This is a genomic window from Novosphingobium sp. APW14 (assembly GCF_032337075.1).
Lineage (GTDB): Bacteria > Pseudomonadota > Alphaproteobacteria > Sphingomonadales > Sphingomonadaceae > Novosphingobium.
The window spans coordinates 15,674-37,240 of record NZ_JAVYAB010000010.1 but is presented as its reverse complement, the minus strand read 5'-3'; the positions used below and the strand labels follow the sequence as shown (position 1 = coordinate 37,240).

Sequence of the window (21,567 nt, the reverse complement as noted above, 5' to 3'; positions counted from 1 at the left end):
GGCATCACCGGCATGAGCGGGCAGGACAACCGCGCGCTGCTCTCACTGCGCCTCGCGCAGTAAGGCAGACGCAAATCCCAAAGAAAGGGGCGGGTAAGGCGGATAGCCTCACCCGCCCTTTCTATTTTGAAGGGCGATCGGGTTGTGTCCATGTTCGATCAACGGGCGTAGGAATGAGAGCGACAGAAGTGTGAGCCAAAATGTTCGTATTAGTTCATCGTTAACCGCAAGATTTGGGGGCCAGATCGGGGGCCTCCACAATTGTATGCCAAATAAAAATGTTTCAGCGTAAATTTTTATAGAAACTTTTCGATTCCCCTTACCGCTCCACTTTCCTGACCGCTGGTGCTTTACGCAATCCCGTCCCAGGTCAGCTTTGCACCCAAAAGCACCATCAGCAGATAGATCATCGTATAGAACCGCGCCGGGTCCATCCGGCGGATCAGCCGCACCGCGCCCAGCGTGCTGAGTATCGCCAGCGGCATCAGCAGCACCGCGGCCATCAGCGTCTGGGTGTTGAGAGAGCCCAGCGCGACATAACTGGGCACCTTCATCCAATTGACGGCCGCAAAGACGACCGAACTGGTTCCGACATAGCTTTCATGTGGCAGCCGGCGCGGCGTGACCCAGATCTGGAAAGGTGGCCCGCCAGCGTGGGCAACCTGGCTGGTAAAGCCCAGACCTACCCCGAACAGGGTTCCTACCCAGCCGGGTGAATCCGATGGGGCAACGATCCGACCGCCCCGTTCCAGCCAGAGGCGATAGAGCCCGAAGCTAAAGGTCAGAATGCCCAGTATCAGCAAGAGCCGCGCTTCGGGGATCGCGGCGGCAAGCCAGGTGCCCAGGGCAACGCCCACGGCCGCGCCGGGCAGCATCCAGGCCACGATCCAACCGCTCCAGCTGTGGCGGAACGACCAGACGCTGACAACGTCCTGCACCAGCAGCACCGGCAGCAGGATCGCGGCGGCGACAGCGGGAGGCAGGGCCAGGGCCAGTAACGGTGTTCCCAGGACGCCCAGTCCCGCGAATCCGCCCTTGGCCAGTCCAAGGATGCAGACGGCGATAACAGCAAGCATCAGGGTGGCGGGATCGGCCAGCAATTCCATCATCATTAGCCAGCACGGATCGCCCAGGCGTGCAAGTTCGCGCCGCAGCTTCTCCGCGGTTGCCTTGCTACCATCTCGACCTGAGCCGGCGGCTTGGCTAGGCTGGGCGCAAACCAAAAGATCGGACCTGCCATGCGCCATCGTCTTCTGCTTACTGCCGCTTGCCTCCTTGTTGCTGCCCCGCTCTCGGCGCAATCGCCGGAATCCGTGGCGACCGCCGCGCTCAAAGCGGCGCCGGTGTGGGATGGGCATAACGACGTGCCGGAACAGCTGCGGGACCGCCGCAAGAACGTGCTCGGCGATTTCAACTTTGCCGATACCGGCAACACGGCTGACCCGGCAATGGACGTCGCGGCGATGCAGACCGACCTCAAGCGGCTGCGCGCGGGCAAAGTTGGGGCGCAGTTCTGGTCAGTCTACGTCTCGGCCAACCTGACCGACCAGCAAGCCGTCCAGGCCACGCTCGAGCAGATTGATGTGACCAAGCGCCTGGTCGCGCGCAATGCCGCGGACATGCAGCTGTGCGAAAGCTCGGACTGCGTGGCCAAGGCGATGAAGGCCGGAAAGATTGCCTCGCTGATGGGTATGGAGGGCGGCCATTCGATCGGTGGCTCGCTGGCCGTGCTGCGCCAGATGTATGCCTTGGGCGCACGCTACATGACCCTCACCCATTTCAAGAACACCGCCTGGGCTGACGCTGCCACCGATGCGCCCATGCATGATGGCCTGACCGATTTCGGCCGTGATGTGGTGCGCGAGATGCAGCGGCTCGGCATGCTGGTTGATCTCAGTCATGTCAGCGAGGCGACCATGATGGATGCGCTGGACGTGGCCAAGGCCCCGGTGATCTTCAGCCACTCGAACGCGTTGGCGGTCAACAGCCACCCACGCAATGTGCCCGATGCAGTCCTGGCCCGGCTCAAGGCCAATGGCGGGATCGTGATGGTCAATGCCTATCCGGCCTATGTGGTTGAAGCGACCCGGCAGTGGAACATCCAGCGCGCGACCGAGGAAGCGCGGCTGAAGGCCGTACATATCGGCCAGCCCCAGGCCGCCGCCGCTGCCCTGGCAGCCTGGGTCAAGGCGAACCCGGCGCCGGTTGGATCGACCGTCGACGTCGCCAACCACCTTGATCACATCAAGCGCATCGCCGGGGCAGAGCATGTCGGGCTGGGCGGGGACTATGACGGGATCGAAAGCACCGTCCAGGGCATGGAGGACGTGTCGACTTACCCGGTGCTGTTTGTTGAACTCGCCCGCCGCGGCTGGAGCCAGGCGGAATTGGAAGGCCTGGCCAGCCAGAATATCATGCGGGTAATGAAGGCTGCCGAAGCCTATGCTGCCAGCCGCAAGGGCGATGCACCGATCGAGAACCCGGTGAGCTTCTAGTGCGGATCGATCCGGCCGATCATCCGAAAGAAGAACGCGGTCGACCAGCCGAGCAGGAAGATGCCCAGCACCGATTCAAAGGCGCCCAGCAGGCGCCAATCGGGCGCCATATGCAGATCGTTGTAGCCGACGGTCGAATAGCTGATGGTCGAGAAATAGAGCGCGGGCTCTAGCTGCGGGATTGCGCCCAGGACGATATAGACCAGGGCGAAAAGCCAGATCTCGATCCCGTGCAGCGCCAGCATGGCAATCACGATGGCCAAAGTGAACGCAGTACCCCGCGGCGAGAGCGGATCGATGTGTTTCAGGCGCTCGATCGCGGCTTCGGTGCGCACCGCGCGGTTGAGGCCGAACAGCCCCAGCCCGTGGATCACCACGCAGAACACGACCATGATCGAGGAGACCGCGAACTGGAGCAGCAGATTCTGGTCCAGCGCGGCCATCGGTTCAGTCGCGCAGCAGGTCGTTGATCGCAGTCTTGGCGCGGGTCTGGGCGTCAACCGTCTTGACGATCACCGCGCAGTACAGCGATGGGCCCGGGCTGCCATCGGGCAGCGGCTTGCCGGGCATGGAGCCGGGGACGACCACGGCATAAGGCGGCACGCGCCCAATGTGGACTTCGCCGGTCGCCCGGTCGATGATCTTGGTTGAGGCGCCGATGAAGACGCCCATCGAGAGAACCGCACCCTCGCAGACCCGCACGCCTTCGACCACTTCGCTACGGGCGCCGATGAAACAATTGTCCTCGATCACCACTGGCCCAGCCTGAAGCGGTTCAAGCACCCCACCGATCCCGACGCCGCCGGACAGGTGGACGTTCTTGCCGATCTGGGCGCAGGAGCCGACCGTCGCCCAGGTATCGACCATCGTGCCATCGCCGACGTGAGCGCCGATGTTGACGAAGCTGGGCATGAGAATCACCCCCTTGCCGATATGCGCGCCGCGCCGAACCACGGCGCCCGGCACCACGCGGAAGCCGCCTTCGCGGAAACGGTTCTCGCCCCAGCCGGAAAATTTGGACGGCACCTTATCAAACGCAGGGGCACCCGCGGCACCATTGGCGACGACTTCGTTGTCGTTGAGCCGGAAGCTCAGCAGCACTGCCTTCTTGAGCCACTGGTTGACCTTCCAGCCATCCTGGCCATCCGGTTCGGCCACGCGGGCCCGGCCACTGTCGAGAAGTTCAAGCGCCGCCTCAACCACTTCGCGGACATCGCTGCTCGCTGGCGTAACGGTGTCGCGCCGCTCCCATGCGGCTTCGATGGCATTGGCGAGATCTGCAGTCATGTCTGGGCTCCACGGCGCTTGCGCTAATGCAACTGCGCCTAGCCTTGCCCACGGCCCGCTTCAAGCGCGGTCTCACCGCGATTTGGCACAGGTCGAACCTTGGTTTGGTGGAAATTCCCCGTTAAGGCTGACCATGGGAGGAGGGGGAGCAGGAGTGATGGCTCAAATGCGACCGTTGAACGCCAATCGCGCGCCTTGGCACGTAATTGCTGCAACCCTGCTGTTCGCCACTGTCGCCGCCTGTGGCGGTGGCGGTTCCGTTGGCAGCACCCCGGCGCCGACCCCGACCCCGACTCCGACCCCGACCCCGACGCCAACGCCGAGCCCTACCCCGACACCCGCGCCCACTCCGACCCCAACGCCGACCGCCGCTTTCCAGACGAGCGAGTACAGTCGCTCAAGTGGGCCGCAACAGCATGGCGCTCTCACGCTCTGGTCCGCCGGTTACAATGGCGGTGGGGTGACGATTGGGTTCATCGATACGGGTATCGATAGCGATAGCCCGGAATTCGCCGGGCGGCTTTCGTCGGCTTCTGCCGACGTCGCAGGTGCCAGAGGGCTCGACAATCCGGACAGTGATCATGGCACCAATGTCGCCATGGTCGCGGCTGCCACGCGTGACAGCCTTGGCATTGTCGGCATGGCCTATAACGCCATCATCGCGATGTTCCGTGCCGATTCCGTCGGCAGCTGCGCAACCAAGGATGCAAACGACCCCAAGAGCGGCTGCAAACTTGCTGACTCGGCGATCGCGCAGGGTATCGATCAGGCCGTTACCGCCGGGGCCAGGGTGATAAACCTCTCGCTGGGCGGCTCATCGGCGAGCACTGTCGTCCGCTTGGCGATCGCCCGCGCCGCCCGCGCCAACGTGGTCGTGGTTGTGTCTGCAGGCAACGATGGCGATTCGACCGAGGCCGGAGTGGATCCCAACAATCCTGATCCATTTGCAACCGGGTTGCGGCAATCCGGAACCGGGAATGTCATTATTGCCGGATCGGTCGACAAGGATGGCGCTTTTTCGGCATTTTCCAACCGCGCCGGAGCAGAGGCCAACTGGTTTCTTTCGGCGCGCGGGGAGAAGGTTTGCTGCGTTTACGACAACGGGGTGCTCAAGATCACTACCGATGCCACGGGCGCGCGGTTTCAGTATGTCTTTTCAGGGACCAGCTTTGCCGCCCCGCAGATTGCCGGTGCGGCGGCGCTCCTAATTCAAGCCTTCCCCAATTTGACCGCGACCCAGGTTGTAGACCTGCTGCTGCGTTCAGCCCGCGATGCCGGTTCAACCGGTGCTGACACGACCTATGGTCGCGGCATTCTTGATCTTGCCGCGGCCTTCGCGCCGCAGGGCACCACCAGCCTTGCCGGCACGGCGATACCGGTGCCGGTAACCGACACGACTGGCGTCACCTCTACGCCGATGGGCGATGCCGGAACGCGGGCGGGTTCGATTGAAACCGTGGTGCTGGATAGCTACCAGCGCGCCTATGGCCTGAACCTTGCAGTTGGATTGCGGCAGGCGCAGGTCCAGGCCCGGCTGGCCCCGGCCCTCGCGGCGAACAACCGCAACCTTGCGCTGGGCGGGGGCAAGGTGGCGCTGGCCTTCTCGGTCGATGCCGCGGGCCGGATCGCGAAGCTTCCCTGGACCGGACAGCTGCGGCTCAGCCGCGAACAGGCCGAGCAGGCCCGCGTCCTGGCTGCCCGCGCGGTGTTACAGCTGAACCCGGGGCGCAAGCTTGGCTTTGCCTTTGAGCAGGGCGCAGATGGCCTTGTCGCCCAATTGCAGGGACGCGATCAGCCGGCCTTCCTGATCGCCCGCTCACCGCTGGATGACCTTGGCTTTGGCGCATCCGGGCAGACCAGTTTCGCCGTTCGCGAAAGTCTAGGCCCCTGGGGGCTGACCTTCAGCGCCGAACATGGCTCGGCCCAGGCGGCAGCGCGGGTTAATCTGGCAACTTCGGCGTCCGATCGCCTGCCGGGCGTTCCGGCATCGCGTTTCGGCTTGTCGCTGGATCGGCAATTTGGCGATCTAAACGGGGCGCTGGGTGCCTCGTGGCTGATCGAGCGCGGCTCGGTCCTGGGGGCGCGCTTCCATCAGGCCTTCGGCGCGCGCGGGGCCGAGAGCCTGTTCCTGGATGCGAGTGGCGGGTGGGAATTCCTGCCCGGCTGGCGGCTCGGTGCGGCATGGCGCAGCGGCTTTACCCGGCCCCACGCCGGAGGGTTGGTCAGCAGCAGCGGCTCGCGCCTGCGGTCGTCGGCCTGGGCCTTCGATGCACAGCGGAACGGGGTCTTCGCCGCCGAAGACAGCCTGGCCCTGCGCCTGTCGCAGCCACTGCGGGTCGATCGTGGCGGGCTCATGCTCAACCTGCCGGTCGACTATTCCTATGCCACGCTCAGCCCGGTCTATGGCCAGCGGCTGCTCTCGCTGGCGCCCAAGGGGCGCGAGCAGGATATCGAGCTGGTCTGGCGTGGCGGGATCTGGAACGGCACAGCGATGGCCAGCCTCTATTACCGCAAGGATCCGGGCCACTATGCCGTGCTACCCGATGATGCTGGCCTGGCGATCAGCTGGAACCGGCAGTTCTAGACAGGTCGGGCCGGTCCCGGCATTGCTGGGGCATGACCAATGCTGTTTCGCATACCCCGCGGGCGCTCGAAGGCGTCAAGGTGCTCGACCTGTCGCGCGTTCTGGCCGGACCATGGTGCACCCAGATCCTCGCCGATCTTGGTGCTGAGGTCCTGAAGGTCGAACATCCGGGCCGCGGTGACGATACTCGCGCCTGGGGGCCGCCGTTCGTGAAACTGCCGGATGGCAGCGACGATCCGCAAGAAAGCGCCTATTACCTCTGCGCCAATCGCAACAAGCGCTCGGCCGCGATCGATCTTGCCACGCCAGATGGCGCGGCGCTGATCCGCCGCCTTGCCGCCGAAGCCGACGTGCTGGTTGAAAATTTCAAGGTTGGCGGGCTGGCGAAATATGGCCTCGACTATGCCAGCATCGCCGCGATCAATCCGCGCATCGTCTATTGCTCGATCACCGGTTTTGGCCAGACCGGGCCCTATACCAAGCGCGGCGGCTATGATTTCGTCGCGCAGGGCATGGGTGGGTTTATGTCCGTGACCGGAGAGGAGAATGGCGGCCCGCTGCGCGCCGGGGTGGCCATGGCCGACCTTTCGACCGGCAACTTCGCAGCGATCTCGATCCTTGCTGCGCTGCGCCATGCCGAACGGACGGGAGAGGGCCAGCAGATCGACATCTCGCTGCTTGATACGCAGATCGCGATGATGGCCAACCAGGGATCAAGCTACCTTGTTGGTGGGGTCGCTCCGGGACGGCTCGGCAACCGGCATCCGACTGTCGTGCCCTATACCACCTTCGACGTGGCCGACGGGGTGCTGATCATCGCCATTGGCAATGACCTGCAGTTCCGCGCCTTCTGCGCCGAGATGGGCGTGCCGGAGCTTGGCACTGACCCCCGCTTTGCCCTGGCGCGTGACCGACTGGTCAACCGCGAGGCGATCGAGGCGATCGTTGCCGATCTGGTGAAAGACCAGACCCGCGATGCGCTGATCGAACGGTTGGAAGCAGCCGGAGTGCCGGTTGGTCCGGTCAACACGCTGGAAGACGTGTTTAACGATCCCTTCGTCGCGGCGCGCGGCACGCTGCACCATTTCGAGCGTGAAGACGGAGTGCGGATTCCCTCGGTGGCCTATCCCGGCAAGCTGTCGCGCACGCCCGCGCAGTTTGATCGCCTGCCGCCGCGGGTGGGGGAGCACGGCCGCGAACTGCTGGCCGAATGGCTGGGGATGGATGAGGCCGAATTCACCGCCCTGGCCGCGGCCGGAGCGGTGAAAGGCTGAAGACCCCCCAAACGTGTTTGGGGAGGACGGGGGGCTACATTCCCGCCAGTTTGGCGAATTCGAAGGCCCGGTCGACCAGCGGCTGAACCCGTTCAGACATGGCCTTGGCATGGGCCGAGCTGGCCGTGCCATCGATCACCCGCTTCTTGATGCCTTGCATGATCCCCGCCAGGCGGAAGAAGTTGTAGGCGAAGTACCAGTTCATGTCGGGCACGGAATCCCGCCCTGTGACCTGGCAGTAACGCTCCACCACTTCATCCAGCTCGGGAATGCCCAGCGCCTTGCGATCAAGGTCCTGCACCCCGGAGCGGCCGCCGTTGTCGGTTACCCAGGCCATGCAGACATAAGAGAAATCGCCAAGCGGATCGCCCAGGGTCGAAAGCTCCCAGTCCAGCACGGCCAGCACTTCCGGGCGGTCCCCATGCGTTTCCGGTCGGGCCCAGATCATGTTGTCGATCCGGTAATCGCCGTGGACCACGCTGGTGCGGGTCTGTTCAGGCAGGGTGGCGGGCAGCCATTCGATCAGCTGTTCCATTTCCGGCATCAGCTCGGTCTCGGACAGCTTGTACTGCTTGGTCCAGCGATCGACCTGGCGGCCGAAGTAATTGCCCGGCTTGCCGAAGTCCGACAGGCCAACGCTGGCGACATCGATCTGGTGCAGCTGCGCCAGGGTATCGATCATCGCCATGTAGGTGGCGCGGCGATATTCGGGCGCGTCATCAGGCATGGCGCCATTCCAGATGGTCCGGCCATCGATCATGCCCATGACATAGAACCACGAGCCGACCACGCTGTCGTCGGTGCACAGGCCATATTGCGGCGCCACCGGGAAGCCCGCCTTGCTCAGGCCGGCCTGGACCTTGTGTTCACGGTCAACCGCGTGGGCGCTGGGCAGCAGCGGGCCGAACGGCTTGCGCCGCAGGACATAGGAACCCGAAGGTGCGTCGATCTTGTAGGTCGGGTTCGATTGCCCGCCCTTGAACTTGGTCAGATGCAGCGGACCTTTGAAGCCCGCGACATTGGCTTCCATCCATTCGGTCAGCCGCGCTTCGTCAAGCCGGTCGGCCCCTTCGGGTTCAACCGTGCCGACAAAAGCCTCGTCCGCGTTTATCGCTGGTTCGCTCATGCCCTGGTCCTTACTGGTCGAACACGATTACCGAGCGGGCGGAGTGGCCGCCCTTCATCTTTTCGAAGCCCGCGTTGATCTGCGACAGCGGAATGCGTTCGGCGATAATGCTGTCGAGATCGAGCAGTCCGCGCATGTAGAAATCGACCAGGCGCGGCATGTCGACCGGGAAGTGGTTCATCCCCATGATCGCGCCCTGCAACTTCTTGCCCGAAAGCAGGTCCATCGCGCTGAGGCCGACCGAGTGGTTCAGCGGCATCATGCCCAGGATTGTCGCCGTGCCGCCGCGGCGCAGCGACTTTACCGCCAGTTCGCCCGAGGCCGGACGGCCCACGGCTTCGATGGCGTGATCGACCCCGCCCTTGGTCAGCTCGACAATTTGGGCGGCGGCATCGTCGGCCATGGCGTCAACCGCGTGGGTGGCGCCCAGCTTCATCGCCAGTTCGCGCTTTTCGGGGATCGGATCGGCGGCAATGATCTTGCCGGCCCCGGCAATCTTGGCGGCGTTGATCGTGGCCAGGCCAACCCCGCCGCAGCCGACCACAGCCACGGTTTCGCCCGGCGTAACCTTGCAGGCGTTGAAAATGGCACCGGCGCCAGTGGTCACCGCACAGCCGATCACCGAAGCGCGATCCAGCGGCATTTCGGGATCGATCCGGGTGCAGGCGTGTTCGTGGATCAGCATCATTTCGGCAAAGGCCGAAAGGTTGAGCATCTGCGCCACCGGGGTGCCATCGGCGCGCGACAGGCGCGCTTCGCTGCCCGGTGCGCGGCGCGTGTCGCCGCCCAGACACAGCGCCATGCGGCCGGTGACGCAGAATTCGCAGTGGCCGCAGAAGGCCGAGAGGCAGGTCACGACTGCGTCGCCCACCTTGACCGTGCGCACCTCGCTGCCCACGGCCTCAACAATCCCGGCGGCTTCATGGCCCGGCACGGCCGGCAGCGCGTGGGGATAGTTGCCCTCGATAAAGTGCAGGTCCGAATGGCAAAGGCCGCAGGCCGCGGTGCGGATCAGCACCTCGTGCGGACCCGGCTTGCTGATCGACAGCTCTTCGATCTCAAGCGGCTGGTTGGGTGCGACGAGGACTGCGGCTTTCATGGCATTCTCCGGTTCCCCTCCCGGTTGCGGGAGGGGCTAGGGGTGGGTCTTGGCTGGGGCGAACATCGAGCCCGCCCCCGGACCCCTCCCGCAAGCGGGAGGGGAGGGTTGATTAACGGGCAACTCCGAGATCGCCCGAGCTGAACGAACCGTCCGCCTTGGCATTGGCCGAGTGGCGGGCAAATTCGATCCGGGCGATGGCGCGGGCGTGGACTTCGTCCGGGCCATCGGCAAGGCGCAGAGTGCGCTGGTGGGCCCAGGCCGAAGCGAGGCCGAAGTCATCCGAAACGCCGCCGCCACCGTGAGCCTGGATCGCATCGTCGATGATCCGCAGCGCCATGTTCGGGGCCTGGACCTTGATCATGGCGATTTCCAGCGCAGCCGCCTTGTTGCCGACCTTGTCCATCATATCCGCTGCCTTGAGGCAAAGCAGGCGGGTCATTTCGATGTCGATCCGGGCCTGGGCAATGCGCTGTTCCCAAATCGAGTGTTCGGCCACGGTCTTGCCAAAGGCGACGCGCGACTGGAGCCGCTTGGCCATCTTGGCGATCGCTTCTTCGGCCACGCCGATCGTGCGCATGCAGTGGTGGATGCGGCCCGGCCCGAGGCGGCCCTGGGCGATTTCGAACCCGCGGCCCTCGCCCAGCAGCATGTTGCTGGCCGGAATGCGAACGTCCTTCATCACCACTTCCATGTGGCCATGCGGGGCATCGTCATAGCCGAACACCGGCAGGTGGCGGATCACTTCGACGCCCGGGCTGTCGATTTCCATCAGCACCATCGACTGTTGCTGGTGGCGCTTGGCTTCGAAATCGGTCTTGCCCATCACGATCGCGATCTTGCAACGCGGATCGCCCAGGCCCGAGGACCACCACTTGCGGCCGTTGATGACATATTCGTCACCTTCGCGGCGGATCGAGGTTTCGATGTTGGTCGCGTCCGACGAGGCGACCAGCGGTTCGGTCATCAGGAAGGCCGAGCGGATTTCGCCGTTCATCAGCGGCTTCAGCCACTTTTCCTTCTGCTCCACCGTGCCGTAGCGGTGCAGCACTTCCATGTTGCCGGTATCGGGGGCAGAGCAGTTGAACACTTCACTCGCCCAGCCGATCCGGCCCATTTCTTCGGCGCACATGGCGTATTCAAGGTTGGTCAGGCCGGGGCCTTCGAACTCGAACGTGTCATCGACGTGATGATGGCCGGAATTGCGCGGTGGCATGAACAGGTTCCAGATGCCCTGGGCCTTGGCGCGGGCCTTTTCCTCTTCGACAACCTGCAGGACCTTCCAGCGTTCACCGCTCTTGTCTTCGGCCTTGTAGTCGTCGTTGCGCGGGCGGACGTGGCTCTCGATGAACTGGCGCACGCGATCGCGCCAATAGCGTTGCCGTTCGGTGGGTTCGAAATCCATGTGGCGTCCTTTCCTGCCAATCTTCGAGTCTGTTTGCTTGCTATCTGTGGCAGAGCCCGCGGGCGCCGCCAAGGGTCTTTAATCGTCCGGTTAAGCGATGGCCTAAGGGTGAATGCCCCCTGCGTCGGGATTTGCCCGGGCAGCGGACAAAGCGGCCAGCCGCGCTTCATGATCGGCGCGGGTGATCGGAAAGCGGCGGATCACCAGAGCAATGGCAATAGCAAACACCGCAACCACCGCGGCATAGGCCAGCGAGAGGGTGTTAACCGTGTCCATTGGAACTGCGCCGGGGGTTGCCCGCTCTGGCAGGCCTGACAGCGCAAGCAATTGCCCGGTCATGAAGATGCCCAGACCTGTGGCGCACTTGGCCATGAACATATTGCCGGCGAAGAAGGCGCCTTCGCTGCGTCGCCCGGTCTGCTCTTCAGAGGCTTCGACCACGTCCGCAACCATCGAGCTCGCCGAAATCATGGCCGCCACGCTGAACACGTTGGAGCAGAAGAACAGGGCGAAGAGCGGATAGGTGGACTGCGGCGTTCCTTCGGCCGGCCAGTAACCGCCCGCGCGCATCAGGAAGGGCGTGACCCAGAAGGCCGCGCCGACCACTGCGGTGATCACTGCCGTGTCCCGCTTGCCCCAGCGTGCGTGAAGTTTCGGCAGCAGTACGAAGCAGGTGATCACGCTGGCAAACAGTACCCACGGGAACAGCATCAGGTCACCCGGCGTGAAGCGCCAGATGAACAGGTAAAGATAGTTGCTGATCGAAAAGGTGATGCCCTGGCTGGTATAGGCCAGGCCCCCGCCCAGCAGCAGGATCAGAAAGGCGCGGTGCGAAAAGCTCTCCCGCAGTTCGGCAAAGGCGGTTCCCAGACTGAACTTTGAATGGACTTCGGGCGTATAGCCGGCGGCCACCTTGTGTTGGGCCAGCGCCGAAACCAGCACGGCCCCGGTGATCAGGATCGCCCCGGTCAGGCCATAGGCGCGATAACCCTCTGGATTGAGCAGACCATCGGCCAGGAACACGTTATAGGCCAGAAACATCACCAGCAGCCCGCCGCCCCAGCCGAACAGGAAGCGATAGCGCATCAGCCGGCTGCGCTCGTCATAGTCGCGGGTAAGTTCGGGGACGAGCGCAACCGACGGTACCTCGCAGCACGACACCAGCGCACGGATCGCCACGACCAGCCCGACCAGCCCCCAAAATGTCGGCTGCTCGGTCTCAGCCCATAGCAGGTACCAAACAATTCCAAGCGGGATTGGTGCAAGGTAGAGCCAGGGCAACCGGCGGCCCCAGCGGCTGTGCGTGCGGTCGGACAGATAGCCGATCACCGGATCGATCACTCCGTCGATGACCAGTGCCAGCATCAACGCCAAGCTGACCAGCGTGGCGTTCATCCCCAAGACCTGATTGTAGTAAAGCAGCAGGAAGGTCGCGAGCCCGTTGTCTTTCACGCCATAGGCGATCGAACCCAGTCCGTGAAAAATCGCAAGGCGCGTCGGGACGCGACCTTCGATCGGGCTCACTGCTTTGCTTCCAGGAACTGCTGGATCGTGTCGAACAGCCCTGGTGCCTCCGGATCCCATGAGTGGCGCGGACCAACCGTGATGCCGCCATCAACGATCATCGAGGCGCCGGTCATGAAGCCCCCGGCCTCGCTGGCCAGGAAGGCGACAGCCTCGGCAATGTCACGCGGTTGGCCGCCGCGCGAAACCGGTTGGGCGTGGCTCGACATCTGGGCGATCATCGCGTTGACCGTCGCCTTGTCGGCCTCACCCACTTCAAGGCTGGCGGAGAAGATGTTGGTGTTGATGAATCCGGGCTGCACCGCGTTCACGCGGATGCCATATTGCGCCAGGTCAGTCGCCGCGCATTTGGTTAGATGCAGGACACCCGCCTTGGCGACAGCATAGGCCGTGGGTGAATAGCCTGGGCCAACCGCAGCGACCGAACTGGTGTTGACGATTGCGGCGCCCGGGCGCCCCTTCATATAGGGCACGGCATAGCGGATCCCCATTGCCACCGAGCGCAGCAGCAGGTGGAACGTGCGGTCCCAGCCATCGGCTTCGATTTCGTCAATCGGTTCGCGCGCGCCGCCGGCACCGGCATTGTTGAAGACCACGTCGATCCCGCCCGCAGCCCCGGCCTGGTCCATCAGCGCCTTGATCTGGCTGACATCGCAGACATCGCAGGCTACCGGCACGACCCCGGGCAGCTCGTCAGCAAGTGACTGGACGCCGGCAAGATCGAGGTCGGCGGCAAAAACCTTGGCCCCTTCCTTGGCGAAAAGCTTGGCCGTTTCGCGGCCGATACCCGATGCAGCGCCGGTGATCACGGCGATTTTTCCTGCGAAGCGCATATCCTCTGGTCCCTCTATCTGTTTTGCTGTCAGCTTAGGGCCGAGCGGCGCTCGGTCAACGGTGATCAGCTTTCCCTTACGGCAAGCGTGCCTTCCGGTGGGGCCCGCCAAAGCGGCGGAAATGCGCCCTTGCGAAAGCGGGCCGACTCGCTTTAACCTCTCGGTTAAGAGAGGAGTCTGCCACATGTCTGACCTTGATGGCTTCCGGGCCGAAATCCGCGCCTGGCTGGAAGAAAATTGCCCCGCCGAAATGCGCGAGCCCGCCCGCGGCGATGATGACATCTGCTGGGGGGGGCGCAAGTTCAAGTTCAAGAACGAGGCCCAGAAGCTGTGGCTCGAACGCTGTGCCGCCAAGGGCTATACCGTGCCGGATTGGCCCAAGCCTTATGGCGGGGCAGGGATGAGCCCGGCCGAAGCGAAGATCTGGCGTGAGGAAATGCAGCGCATCGGCGCCCGCCCGCCGCTGTCCAGCTTCGGCATCTGGATGCTTGGCCCGGCCCTGCTCAAGTTTGGCAGCGAAGAGCAGAAGGTCCATTACCTGAACCAGATTGCCCGCGGTGAAATCCGCTGGTGTCAGGGCTATTCCGAACCAGGTTCGGGCTCTGACCTTGTTTCCTTGCAGACCTATGGCGAGGACAAGGGCGATCATTGGGTGGTCAACGGTCAGAAGATCTGGACCTCTTATGCCGACAAGGCCGACTGGATCTTCTGTCTGGTCCGCACCGACAAGACCAATAAGTACCAGGGCATCTCGTTCCTGCTGTTCGATATGGAAACCCCCGGTGTTTCGACCAAACCGATCCTGCTGATCAGCGGCAACTCTCCGTTCTGCGAAACCTTCTTTGACAATGTGAAGGTGCCCAAGCACCAGATCGTGGGCGAATTGAACCGCGGCTGGGATGTCGCCAAGTATCTGCTGGGCCACGAACGGGAGATGATCTCGGGCGCGGGTGGTAATGACCGGCTCAACACCATTGGTGCCTTTGCCAAGCGCAATGGCCTCGAAGATCCGCTGCTGCGTGCCGAACTGGCGATGTTCGATGTCGATGCCCTGGCTTTCACTGCGATGGGCGAAAAGTTTTTGGATGAGATCAAGGTGGGCAAGGCCCATCCGGCTCAGCCCAACATGATGAAGTATGCCGGGACCGAGCTGAACAAGCGTCGTCATGAACTGCTGATGGCGGCCGGTGGTTCGGCTGCTCTGGAGTGGGACAGTGAAACTTCGGGCGGCGGGTCAAAGGCCCGGAACTGGCTGCGAACCAAGGCAAATTCGATCGAAGGCGGGACCAGCGAAGTCATGCTGAACGTCATTTCCAAACGCATTCTCGACCTGCCGGGAGCCTGAACCATGGCGCTTTACCATAATGAAGATCAGGCCATGCTGGCCGACACCGCGCGCCAGTTCATGGGCGAGGAAGGCACGATAGCCAAGCAGCTGCGCCACTGGCGTGACAAGAACTGCAAGGACGGCTTCGGCCACGCGCTGTGGAAGCAGTTTGCCGAGCTGGGCTTTACCGGGATCCTGGTGAGCGAGGCCGATGGCGGCCTCGGCATGGGCCATGTCGAAGCCGGGATCGTGCTCGAAGAGATTGGCCGCAACCTTACACCTTCGCCGTTTCTGACCAGCTCGGTCATGGCCGCAACTGCGATTGGTGGCGGCAATGACGAATTGCGGGGGCGTTACCTGCCTGGCCTGCTGGCGGGCGACAGTGTCTTCGCAGTCGCGATCGATGAAGGCCCCAAGCACCGGCCGGAACGGATTGCCACTCGCGCCGAACGCGCCGGGAATGGCTTCAAGCTGACGGGCAGCAAAGCTTTCGTGGTCCACGGCGGCAGCGCCGACATGCTGGTGGTCGCGGCCCGCACCGCCGGGGCCGATGATGATCGCGACGGGATCACGCTGTTTGCCGTTCCCAAGGATGCGGCCGGGCTCAGTCAGGACGCGGTGCGTCTTGTCGACAGCTCGATGGCCACCCACGTGAAGCTTGATGGCGTCCAGGTCGATGCCGATGCCGTGATTGGCGAGGTTGATGCCGGGCGCGAGCTGCTGAACCGGGTGCTCAACGCCGGGCGTGTCGGCGCAGCGGCGGAAAGCGTCGGCGTGGCTGGCGGGGCCTTTGACATGACCACCACCTATCTCAAGCAGCGCAAGCAGTTTGGCCAGTTGATCGGTGAATTCCAGGCGCTGCAGCACCGTGCATCGCATCTCTATTCCGAGCTGGAAATTGCCCGCGCGGCCGTGATCAAGGCGCAGCAGTTGCTCGATGCCGGTTCGGAAAAGGCGGAGCTGATGGTCTCGGTGGCCAAGGCCAAGGCCGGCAAGGCCGCCAGCCTTGCGGTCAAGGAAGGGGTGCAGATGCACGGCGGGATCGGCATGACCGATGAGTACGACATCGGCCTCTATATGAAGCGCGACCGCGCCCTCGCCGAATTCATGGGCGATATGTACTATCATGCCGAGCGCGTTGCGCAGCTGAGCGGCTACTGAGGAGCAAGCAGATGGACTTCAGCAAACTGTTCAGCCTTGAAGGCAAAGTTGCTCTGATCACCGGCGGCAGCCGCGGGATCGGCAAGATGATCCTGGAAGGTTATCTCGCCGCGGGCTGCGCGCGGGTCTACATCACTGCCCGCAAGCGCGAGCAGATTGCCGAGACGATTGCCGAATTTGAAGCGGCCTATCCGGGCAAGGTGATCGGCTTGCCCGGCGATCTCAGCCAGATGGAAGACCTCAAACGCGTGGTGAGCGAGATTGCTGCGCGTGAGAGCAAGCTTGATATCCTGGTGAACAATGCCGGTGCGGCCTGGGGGGCAGAGTTTGACCAGTTCCCCGAAGCCGGGTGGGACAAGGTGATGAACCTTAACGTCAAGAGCCTGTTCTTCCTGACCCAGCAGCTGCACGGCCTGCTCAAGGCGGCTGGTACGTTCCAGGCCCCGGCCAAGGTGATTAACATCGCCTCGATCGATGGCCTGCGCCCGAACCCTTGGGAAACCTATTCGTACCAGGCTTCGAAGGCGGCGGTGATCCATCTGACCAAGCGGATGGCGGCGCGGCTGATCAAGGACAACATTGTCTGCACCGGCATCGCGCCCGGCGCCTTCCCGAGCGAGATGAACAAGGCGGCGGCCAAGAACCCCGAAGGTTCGGCCCGAGGCATCCCCTACAAGCGCATAGGCGTGGCTGAGGATATGGCCGCGGGCGCGATCTACCTTGCCAGCCGGGCGGGCGACTATGTCGTCGGCACGACGATCCCGATCGATGGCGGCATCGTCAATGCCTGGATTCCTGAAGACTACAACGATCCCTCGGGGCACTAAGCCCCGGGGGTCACCCCTTCATCAATTCACGGACAAAGCCGATCAGCCCGGTCTGCCGGGCACGCTTCATGCGCTCGGCGTGCAGGATTTCGAGGACCTTGTCATAGCAGGCCTCGATATCGTCGTTGACCACGACATAGTCATAACCGTCCCAGTGGCTGATCTCGGCGCGGGCGCGTTCCATCCGCGCGGCGATCACTGCGGCGCTGTCGGTACCGCGTCCGGTCAGGCGGCGGCGTAGTTCATCGATGCTGGGCGGCAGCAGGAAGACGCGGACCACATCGGTTTCCAGCTTCTGGTAAAGCTGCTGGGTCCCCTGCCAGTCGATGTCGAACAGGAAGTCACGACCTTCGCGCAGCCCGGCCTTAACCTGAGCCTTGGGCGTGCCATAGGAATGGCCGAAGACCGTCGCCCACTCTAGGAAGTGTTCTTCCTCTACCATCCGGTCAAAGGTTGGCTGATCGACGAAGATATAATCTTTTCCGTCAACCTCGCCCGGGCGCATGGGACGGGTAGTGGCTGAAACGGATAAGTTGATTGCGCCATCGCGCGCCAGCAGCATCTTGCTGATCGTGGTCTTCCCTGCGCCGGACGGCGAAGAGAGGATGAGCATCAGCCCGCGGCGCTGGAGGGTGTCACCGGTGGTGTTAGCGGCTTGGTCCATGCGCTCCATTCGCGCATGGGGGGCGGGTAATCAAGCCTTTGGGGCAGTGTTTTGCCCTGTCGCCGCGGCCTTGCCCTTGCGGACCTTGCGCCGGTCGTACAGCTTTTTGGCCATCAGGCCCGAGGTTACGACGATTGCGCCGGGGACCGAGCGGGTCGCTACCCGCATCGCCATTGCGCCCGCCAGACCCGCGAACAGGTTACGCTTGGCCTTTCCCTCGCCCGGTGTGTCAGGCAGGATCTTGTCGATCGCCGAGTTCAGCAGCCGTCCGCCGCCCTGGCGGGCCAGCCGTGCCAGCAAGCGATCGGGCGAGGTCATTTCTTGCGCCCGAAATCAACCGAAACAACGTTCGATCCCGGCTCGCTCTCGGCCGCAACCGGGGCGTCATTTTCGGCATCGTCATGCGGCTCGGGTTCGTCATCCTGGTCCATGGCCTGGAATTGCAGCCCGAAATCGACTGCCGGATCGACGAAAGCCGTGATCGCGCTGAACGGCACGTCCAGCTTTGCCGGGATCTGGTTGAAGGTCAGCCCAACGGTGAAGCCTTGCTCATCCACGCCCAGGTCCCAGAACTTGTTCTGCAAAACGATGGTCATCTCGTCCGGGAATCGTTCCTTGAGATGCTGCGGGATCGAGACCCCCGGCGCCCCGGTCTTGAAGGTGATGTAGAAGTGATGCTCTCCCGGCAGGGCGCCGCCGGTGGCAACGATCTCTCCCAAGACCCGGCCCACTACCGCGCGCAGCGCCTCTTGCACGATTTCGTCATAGGGGATCAGGCTGTCGGGCGCATTGTCTGTCATGACTTCACAAGTGGCCACGGCATGGGCGCGGGTCAAGGGCAAAGCGCTTGCGCGCCGCCGTTTCTGGCCTATAGACCACCCCTATGCGCACCGGTCGGATCGCCCGCAAGACTCACGAAACCGACATTCTCGTCGAAGTGAACCTCGACGGGACCGGGTCCTATGATGTCAGCACCGGGATCGGCTTCCTTGATCACATGATCGAGCAGTTCAGCCGCCACTCGCTAATCGACATCACGTGCCACGTGAAGGGCGATCTCCACGTCGACCAGCACCACACCACCGAGGACAGCGCCATCGCGATCGGCCAGGCCATTGCGAGCGCGCTGGGCGACAAGGCCGGGATCGGCCGCTATGGCACCGCCTACAGCCCGATGGACGAAGCGCTGGCTCGCGTCGCGCTTGATATTTCGGGTCGACCCTGGCTGGTCTGGAACGCGCAATTTACCCAGGAGCGGCTGGGTGAAATGGATACCGAGCTGTTTGAGCACTGGTTCCAGTCGATCGCCCAGGCGATTGGCATAACGCTGCATATCGAGCTGCTCTACGGCACCAACAATCATCATATCTGCGAGGGCATTTACAAGGGCTTTGCCCGCGCGATGCGGCAGGCGGTGGAGCTCGACCCGCGCAAGGGTGGGGCGATCCCCAGCACCAAGGGCCAACTCGGTGGCTGAGGTCCTCGCGCTGATTGATTACGGCGCGGGCAATCTTCACTCGGTGGCAAATGCGCTGAAGGCCGCCGGGGCCGAAGGCGTGACGGTCACCGCCGATCCTGACATTGTCCGCGCCGCCGACCGTATCGTCTTGCCTGGTGTCGGCAGCTTCAAGGCTTGTGCGGAAGGGCTGCGCGCCATTCCGCACCTGGTGGAAGCGATGACCGAGCGGGTGCTGGTCGGCGCTGCGCCGTTTCTGGGCATCTGCGTCGGCATGCAATTGCTGGCCTCGCGCGGGGTCGAGCACGGCGTTACGCCGGGGCTGGACTGGATCGGCGGCGAAATACGGTTGATCGAGCCGACCGATCCGGCAATCAAGATCCCGCACATGGGCTGGAACGATGTGATCGTCCGCCCCCATGCGCCGTTGCTGGAAAGTGGCGAGGCCTATTTCCTGCACTCCTACCACTTCGTGCCGGATGACGGACATCACGCCCTGGCGATGACTGATCACGGCGGCGGCCTTGTCGCTGCCGTTGGCCGCGACACGATCATGGGGGTGCAGTTCCATCCGGAAAAGAGCCAGGCCTACGGCCTCGCCCTGCTTCGGTCCTTCCTGGAGTGGAAACCTTGATTGTCTTTCCCGCGATTGACCTTAAGGGCGGCCAGGTTGTCCGCCTGTCCGAAGGCGACATGGAGCGGGCGACCATCTATGGCGACAATCCCGCGGCCCAGGCCCAGCTGTTCGCGGCGGCCGGTTCGCAGTTCCTGCATGTTGTCGATCTGGATGGCAGCTTTGCCGGGCGGGCCGAGAACCGCAGTGCGGTGGAATCTATCCTCGAAACATTCGAAGGCCACGTCCAACTGGGCGGGGGTATCCGCACCCGCGAGGCCGTAGAGGGTTGGTTCGATCTTGGCGTATCGCGCGTCGTCATGGGTTCGGCCGCGCTCAAGGACCCTGAATTCGTCAAGGACATGGCCCGCGAATTTCCCGGCGGGATCGTTGTGGCGGTCGATGCGCGCGACGGCATGGTCGCAACCGAGGGCTGGGCTGAGGTATCGGACGTGCCCGTGGTCGATCTGGCCCGCCGGTTCGAGGACGCTGGCGTTGCCAGCCTGCTCTTCACCGACATCGGCCGCGATGGCCTGCTCAAGGGCGTCAACATTGATGCGACGGTCGAACTGGCCCGCCAGGTTGATATTCCGGTGATCGCTAGCGGGGGTGTGAAGGGGCTGGACGACATCCATGTCCTCTCGCTCCATGCGGTCGACGGGATTGAGGGCGTGATCACGGGCCGCGCGCTTTATGAAGGCCGGCTCGATCTGGCCGCCGCGATCGCGATGGCGAACCGGGCCTGAGCTATGACTGTCCGCATCCGCATCATTCCCTGTCTCGATGTCGCCAATGGCCGGGTGGTCAAGGGTGTGAACTTCGTCGACCTCAAGGATGCCGGCGATCCGGTTGAGCAGGCGCGGGCCTATGACGCTGCCGGGGCGGACGAGTTGTGCTTCCTTGATATCAGCGCCAGCCATGAAGGCCGCGGGACGCTGCTCGATGTGGTGCGCCGCACGGCCGAAGTCTGCTTCATGCCGCTGACCGTTGGCGGCGGGGTGCGGACGGTTGACGATGCGCGGGCGCTGCTGCTGGCCGGGGCAGACAAGGTGGCGGTCAATTCTGCCGCCGTAAGCCGACCCGAAGTGGTGGCCGAGATCGCCGAACGTTTCGGCAGCCAGTGCGTGGTCGCCTCGGTTGATGCCCGCGCCAGACGAAACCCCGCTCGTCCTGAGCTTGTCGAAGGATGGGAAATCTTCACCCACGGCGGGCGCAAGGCGGCCGGGATCGATGCCGTTGCCCACGCCATCCGCCTGGCCGAATTGGGTGCGGGCGAGCTGCTGGTTACCTCGATGGACGGGGATGGCACCCAGGCCGGGTATGATCTTGAGCTTACCCGCACGATTGCCGATGCTGTCTCGGTTCCGGTCATCGCCAGCGGCGGGGTCGGGACGCTTGACCATCTGGTTGAAGGGGTGACCCGGGGCCATGCCAGCGCCGTGCTGGCTGCCTCGATCTTCCATTTTGGCAAGCACACCATTGCCGAAGCGCACGCCGCCTTGCGCGCTGCCGGACTGCCTGCCCGCGGTTGAGGCGGAGTCGGCTTGCTTTACAAGAGCTTGCCGTGCCGGAATACGGTTAACCACGCTGCGCGTCGGACCGCGGGGATCCCCTAATCGTGGCACGGGCCTTGCGTAAGTTGCTGCGATGCCGCGATTTGCTTCCCTCCGCCAGGCCTGGCCGCACCTGCTGCTCGCCTTGTTGGCACTTGCAGCCGATGCGCCTGCCGTTGCCAGCAACGGTGTGACGATCCCCGATCCCAGCGCAGCAACTCTGCTGGCCATGGGCGTGCTCGGCTTGATTGTTGGCCGGCAAGGTGGGCGCCGACCGCCACGGGATTAAATCGTTAGCAAGCTAGCCGCTTGACCCCTGCGCCATCGCGCCGCATTCGG

At 63.7% G+C, this 21,567-nt stretch carries 22 protein-coding genes; 11 read left to right on the top strand and 11 right to left on the bottom strand.

The genetic code is table 11. The annotated features are described in order from the left end of the window. Positions 1–350 precede the first annotated feature (350 nt). Positions 351–1,106: a sulfite exporter TauE/SafE family protein gene (locus RQP55_RS11690; protein ID WP_315610375.1), complete on the bottom strand. Its 756-nt coding sequence runs from the start codon at positions 1,104–1,106 to the stop codon at positions 351–353. 132 nt (positions 1,107–1,238) lie between these two features. Here RQP55_RS11690 and RQP55_RS11685 point away from each other — a divergent pair, with 132 nt between their 5' ends. Next, entirely contained in the window at positions 1,239–2,495 is a 1,257-nt protein-coding gene (locus RQP55_RS11685) for a dipeptidase (RefSeq protein ID WP_315610373.1), read from the top strand. Here RQP55_RS11685 and RQP55_RS11680 read toward each other — a convergent pair. Together RQP55_RS11680 and dapD are read right to left on the bottom strand one after the other, a co-directional pair. Further along, a complete protein-coding gene (locus RQP55_RS11680; protein ID WP_315610372.1) occupies positions 2,492–2,938 on the bottom strand; it encodes a potassium channel family protein in 447 nt (148 codons plus the stop codon). The two genes, RQP55_RS11685 and RQP55_RS11680, sit on opposite strands and share 4 nt — an antisense overlap. A gap of 4 nt (positions 2,939–2,942) precedes the next feature. Continuing rightward, positions 2,943–3,782 (bottom strand): 2,3,4,5-tetrahydropyridine-2,6-dicarboxylate N-succinyltransferase, encoded by an 840-nt coding sequence (gene dapD / locus RQP55_RS11675; protein WP_315610371.1) that lies wholly within the window; start codon positions 3,780–3,782, stop codon positions 2,943–2,945. Positions 3,783–4,242: 460 nt separating this feature from the next. Between dapD and RQP55_RS11670 the strand changes: the two genes are divergently transcribed. Next, a complete protein-coding gene (locus RQP55_RS11670) occupies positions 4,243–6,366 on the top strand; it encodes a S8 family peptidase (protein WP_315610370.1) in 2,124 nt (707 codons plus the stop codon). A 32-nt stretch (positions 6,367–6,398) separates the two neighbouring features. Next, the gene (locus tag RQP55_RS11665) at positions 6,399–7,640 is read left to right on the top strand and encodes a CaiB/BaiF CoA-transferase family protein (protein ID WP_315610369.1); all 1,242 of its coding nucleotides are present in this window, start codon (positions 6,399–6,401) and stop codon (positions 7,638–7,640) included. 34 nt (positions 7,641–7,674) lie between these two features. Here RQP55_RS11665 and RQP55_RS11660 read toward each other — a convergent pair whose 3' ends face one another. The 5 genes from RQP55_RS11660 to RQP55_RS11640 all read right to left on the bottom strand — a co-directional run bounded on the left by RQP55_RS11660 (position 7,675) and on the right by RQP55_RS11640 (position 13,627). Next, positions 7,675–8,766: a phosphotransferase family protein gene (locus RQP55_RS11660; RefSeq protein ID WP_315610368.1), complete on the bottom strand. Its 1,092-nt coding sequence runs from the start codon at positions 8,764–8,766 to the stop codon at positions 7,675–7,677. Between the two features lie 10 nt (positions 8,767–8,776). Continuing rightward, on the bottom strand, positions 8,777–9,865 hold the full coding sequence (locus RQP55_RS11655; RefSeq protein WP_315610367.1) for a Zn-dependent alcohol dehydrogenase: 1,089 nt from the start codon (positions 9,863–9,865) through the stop codon (positions 8,777–8,779). A gap of 112 nt (positions 9,866–9,977) precedes the next feature. Next, positions 9,978–11,270, bottom strand: coding sequence for an acyl-CoA dehydrogenase family protein (locus RQP55_RS11650; protein WP_315610366.1), 1,293 nt, complete (start codon positions 11,268–11,270; stop codon positions 9,978–9,980). 102 nt (positions 11,271–11,372) lie between these two features. After that, positions 11,373–12,794: an MFS transporter gene (locus tag RQP55_RS11645; protein ID WP_315610365.1), complete on the bottom strand. Its 1,422-nt coding sequence runs from the start codon at positions 12,792–12,794 to the stop codon at positions 11,373–11,375. Further along, positions 12,791–13,627 carry an SDR family NAD(P)-dependent oxidoreductase gene (locus RQP55_RS11640; protein ID WP_315610364.1) on the bottom strand — a complete coding sequence of 279 codons (837 nt, stop codon included), beginning with the start codon at positions 13,625–13,627 and terminating at the stop codon, positions 12,791–12,793. The genes RQP55_RS11645 and RQP55_RS11640 overlap by 4 nt, the downstream gene beginning before the upstream one ends. Positions 13,628–13,811: 184 nt before the next feature. On the opposite strand from RQP55_RS11640, the gene RQP55_RS11635 reads away from it, so the two are divergent. The 3 genes from RQP55_RS11635 to RQP55_RS11625 are packed head-to-tail and all read left to right on the top strand — an operon-like array spanning position 13,812 to position 16,942. Next, positions 13,812–14,972 (top strand): acyl-CoA dehydrogenase family protein, encoded by a 1,161-nt coding sequence (locus tag RQP55_RS11635; protein ID WP_315610363.1) that lies wholly within the window; start codon positions 13,812–13,814, stop codon positions 14,970–14,972. A 3-nt stretch (positions 14,973–14,975) separates the two neighbouring features. Next, the gene (locus RQP55_RS11630) at positions 14,976–16,115 is read left to right on the top strand and encodes an acyl-CoA dehydrogenase family protein (protein WP_315610362.1); all 1,140 of its coding nucleotides are present in this window, start codon (positions 14,976–14,978) and stop codon (positions 16,113–16,115) included. Positions 16,116–16,126: 11 nt separating this feature from the next. Continuing rightward, entirely contained in the window at positions 16,127–16,942 is an 816-nt protein-coding gene (locus tag RQP55_RS11625; RefSeq protein ID WP_315610361.1) for an SDR family NAD(P)-dependent oxidoreductase, read from the top strand. A gap of 10 nt (positions 16,943–16,952) precedes the next feature. On the opposite strand, the gene gmk is transcribed toward RQP55_RS11625, so the two are convergent. From gmk to RQP55_RS11610, 3 genes are read right to left on the bottom strand one after another with little or no spacing between them, the layout of a single operon-like run. Continuing rightward, positions 16,953–17,606: a guanylate kinase gene (gene gmk, locus RQP55_RS11620; RefSeq protein ID WP_315610360.1), complete on the bottom strand. Its 654-nt coding sequence runs from the start codon at positions 17,604–17,606 to the stop codon at positions 16,953–16,955. A gap of 30 nt (positions 17,607–17,636) precedes the next feature. Continuing rightward, the gene (locus RQP55_RS11615; protein WP_315610359.1) at positions 17,637–17,924 is read right to left on the bottom strand and encodes a hypothetical protein; all 288 of its coding nucleotides are present in this window, start codon (positions 17,922–17,924) and stop codon (positions 17,637–17,639) included. Beyond that, a complete protein-coding gene (locus RQP55_RS11610; protein ID WP_315610358.1) occupies positions 17,921–18,406 on the bottom strand; it encodes an SspB family protein in 486 nt (161 codons plus the stop codon). Before RQP55_RS11610 ends, RQP55_RS11615 begins: the two co-directional genes overlap by 4 nt. An 83-nt stretch (positions 18,407–18,489) precedes the next feature. Here RQP55_RS11610 and hisB point away from each other — a divergent pair, with 83 nt between their 5' ends. The 5 genes from hisB to RQP55_RS11585 all read left to right on the top strand — a co-directional run bounded on the left by hisB (position 18,490) and on the right by RQP55_RS11585 (position 21,517). Then, positions 18,490–19,083 carry an imidazoleglycerol-phosphate dehydratase HisB gene (gene hisB, locus RQP55_RS11605; RefSeq protein WP_315610357.1) on the top strand — a complete coding sequence of 198 codons (594 nt, stop codon included), beginning with the start codon at positions 18,490–18,492 and terminating at the stop codon, positions 19,081–19,083. Next, the gene (gene hisH, locus RQP55_RS11600; protein ID WP_315610356.1) at positions 19,076–19,696 is read left to right on the top strand and encodes an imidazole glycerol phosphate synthase subunit HisH; all 621 of its coding nucleotides are present in this window, start codon (positions 19,076–19,078) and stop codon (positions 19,694–19,696) included. The genes hisB and hisH overlap by 8 nt, the downstream gene beginning before the upstream one ends. Then, the gene (gene hisA / locus RQP55_RS11595; protein ID WP_315610355.1) at positions 19,693–20,421 is read left to right on the top strand and encodes a 1-(5-phosphoribosyl)-5-[(5-phosphoribosylamino)methylideneamino]imidazole-4-carboxamide isomerase; all 729 of its coding nucleotides are present in this window, start codon (positions 19,693–19,695) and stop codon (positions 20,419–20,421) included. The genes hisH and hisA overlap by 4 nt, the downstream gene beginning before the upstream one ends. Before the next feature lie 3 nt (positions 20,422–20,424). Continuing rightward, complete coding sequence (hisF, locus tag RQP55_RS11590; protein WP_315610354.1) at positions 20,425–21,207, top strand: imidazole glycerol phosphate synthase subunit HisF; 783 nt, start codon at positions 20,425–20,427, stop codon at positions 21,205–21,207. A 115-nt stretch (positions 21,208–21,322) separates the two neighbouring features. Beyond that, entirely contained in the window at positions 21,323–21,517 is a 195-nt protein-coding gene (locus RQP55_RS11585; RefSeq protein ID WP_315610353.1) for a hypothetical protein, read from the top strand. Positions 21,518–21,567: the final 50 nt, after the last annotated feature.

Coding starts and splice junctions, on each gene's coding strand:
- RQP55_RS11585 (WP_315610353.1), top strand. CDS start 21,323: ATGCCGCGATTTGCTTCCCTCCGCCAGGCCTGGCCGCACCTGCTGCTC.
- hisF (WP_315610354.1), top strand. CDS start 20,425: ATGACTGTCCGCATCCGCATCATTCCCTGTCTCGATGTCGCCAATGGC.
- RQP55_RS11625 (WP_315610361.1), top strand. CDS start 16,127: ATGGACTTCAGCAAACTGTTCAGCCTTGAAGGCAAAGTTGCTCTGATC.
- RQP55_RS11630 (WP_315610362.1), top strand. CDS start 14,976: ATGGCGCTTTACCATAATGAAGATCAGGCCATGCTGGCCGACACCGCG.
- RQP55_RS11685 (WP_315610373.1), top strand. CDS start 1,239: ATGCGCCATCGTCTTCTGCTTACTGCCGCTTGCCTCCTTGTTGCTGCC.
- RQP55_RS11655 (WP_315610367.1), bottom strand. CDS start 9,865: ATGAAAGCCGCAGTCCTCGTCGCACCCAACCAGCCGCTTGAGATCGAA.
- hisB (WP_315610357.1), top strand. CDS start 18,490: ATGCGCACCGGTCGGATCGCCCGCAAGACTCACGAAACCGACATTCTC.
- RQP55_RS11650 (WP_315610366.1), bottom strand. CDS start 11,270: ATGGATTTCGAACCCACCGAACGGCAACGCTATTGGCGCGATCGCGTG.
- RQP55_RS11680 (WP_315610372.1), bottom strand. CDS start 2,938: ATGGCCGCGCTGGACCAGAATCTGCTGCTCCAGTTCGCGGTCTCCTCG.
- RQP55_RS11610 (WP_315610358.1), bottom strand. CDS start 18,406: ATGACAGACAATGCGCCCGACAGCCTGATCCCCTATGACGAAATCGTG.
- RQP55_RS11660 (WP_315610368.1), bottom strand. CDS start 8,766: ATGAGCGAACCAGCGATAAACGCGGACGAGGCTTTTGTCGGCACGGTT.
- RQP55_RS11635 (WP_315610363.1), top strand. CDS start 13,812: ATGTCTGACCTTGATGGCTTCCGGGCCGAAATCCGCGCCTGGCTGGAA.
- RQP55_RS11665 (WP_315610369.1), top strand. CDS start 6,399: ATGACCAATGCTGTTTCGCATACCCCGCGGGCGCTCGAAGGCGTCAAG.
- RQP55_RS11640 (WP_315610364.1), bottom strand. CDS start 13,627: ATGCGCTTCGCAGGAAAAATCGCCGTGATCACCGGCGCTGCATCGGGT.
- RQP55_RS11690 (WP_315610375.1), bottom strand. CDS start 1,106: ATGGAATTGCTGGCCGATCCCGCCACCCTGATGCTTGCTGTTATCGCC.
- RQP55_RS11615 (WP_315610359.1), bottom strand. CDS start 17,924: ATGACCTCGCCCGATCGCTTGCTGGCACGGCTGGCCCGCCAGGGCGGC.
- gmk (WP_315610360.1), bottom strand. CDS start 17,606: ATGGACCAAGCCGCTAACACCACCGGTGACACCCTCCAGCGCCGCGGG.
- dapD (WP_315610371.1), bottom strand. CDS start 3,782: ATGACTGCAGATCTCGCCAATGCCATCGAAGCCGCATGGGAGCGGCGC.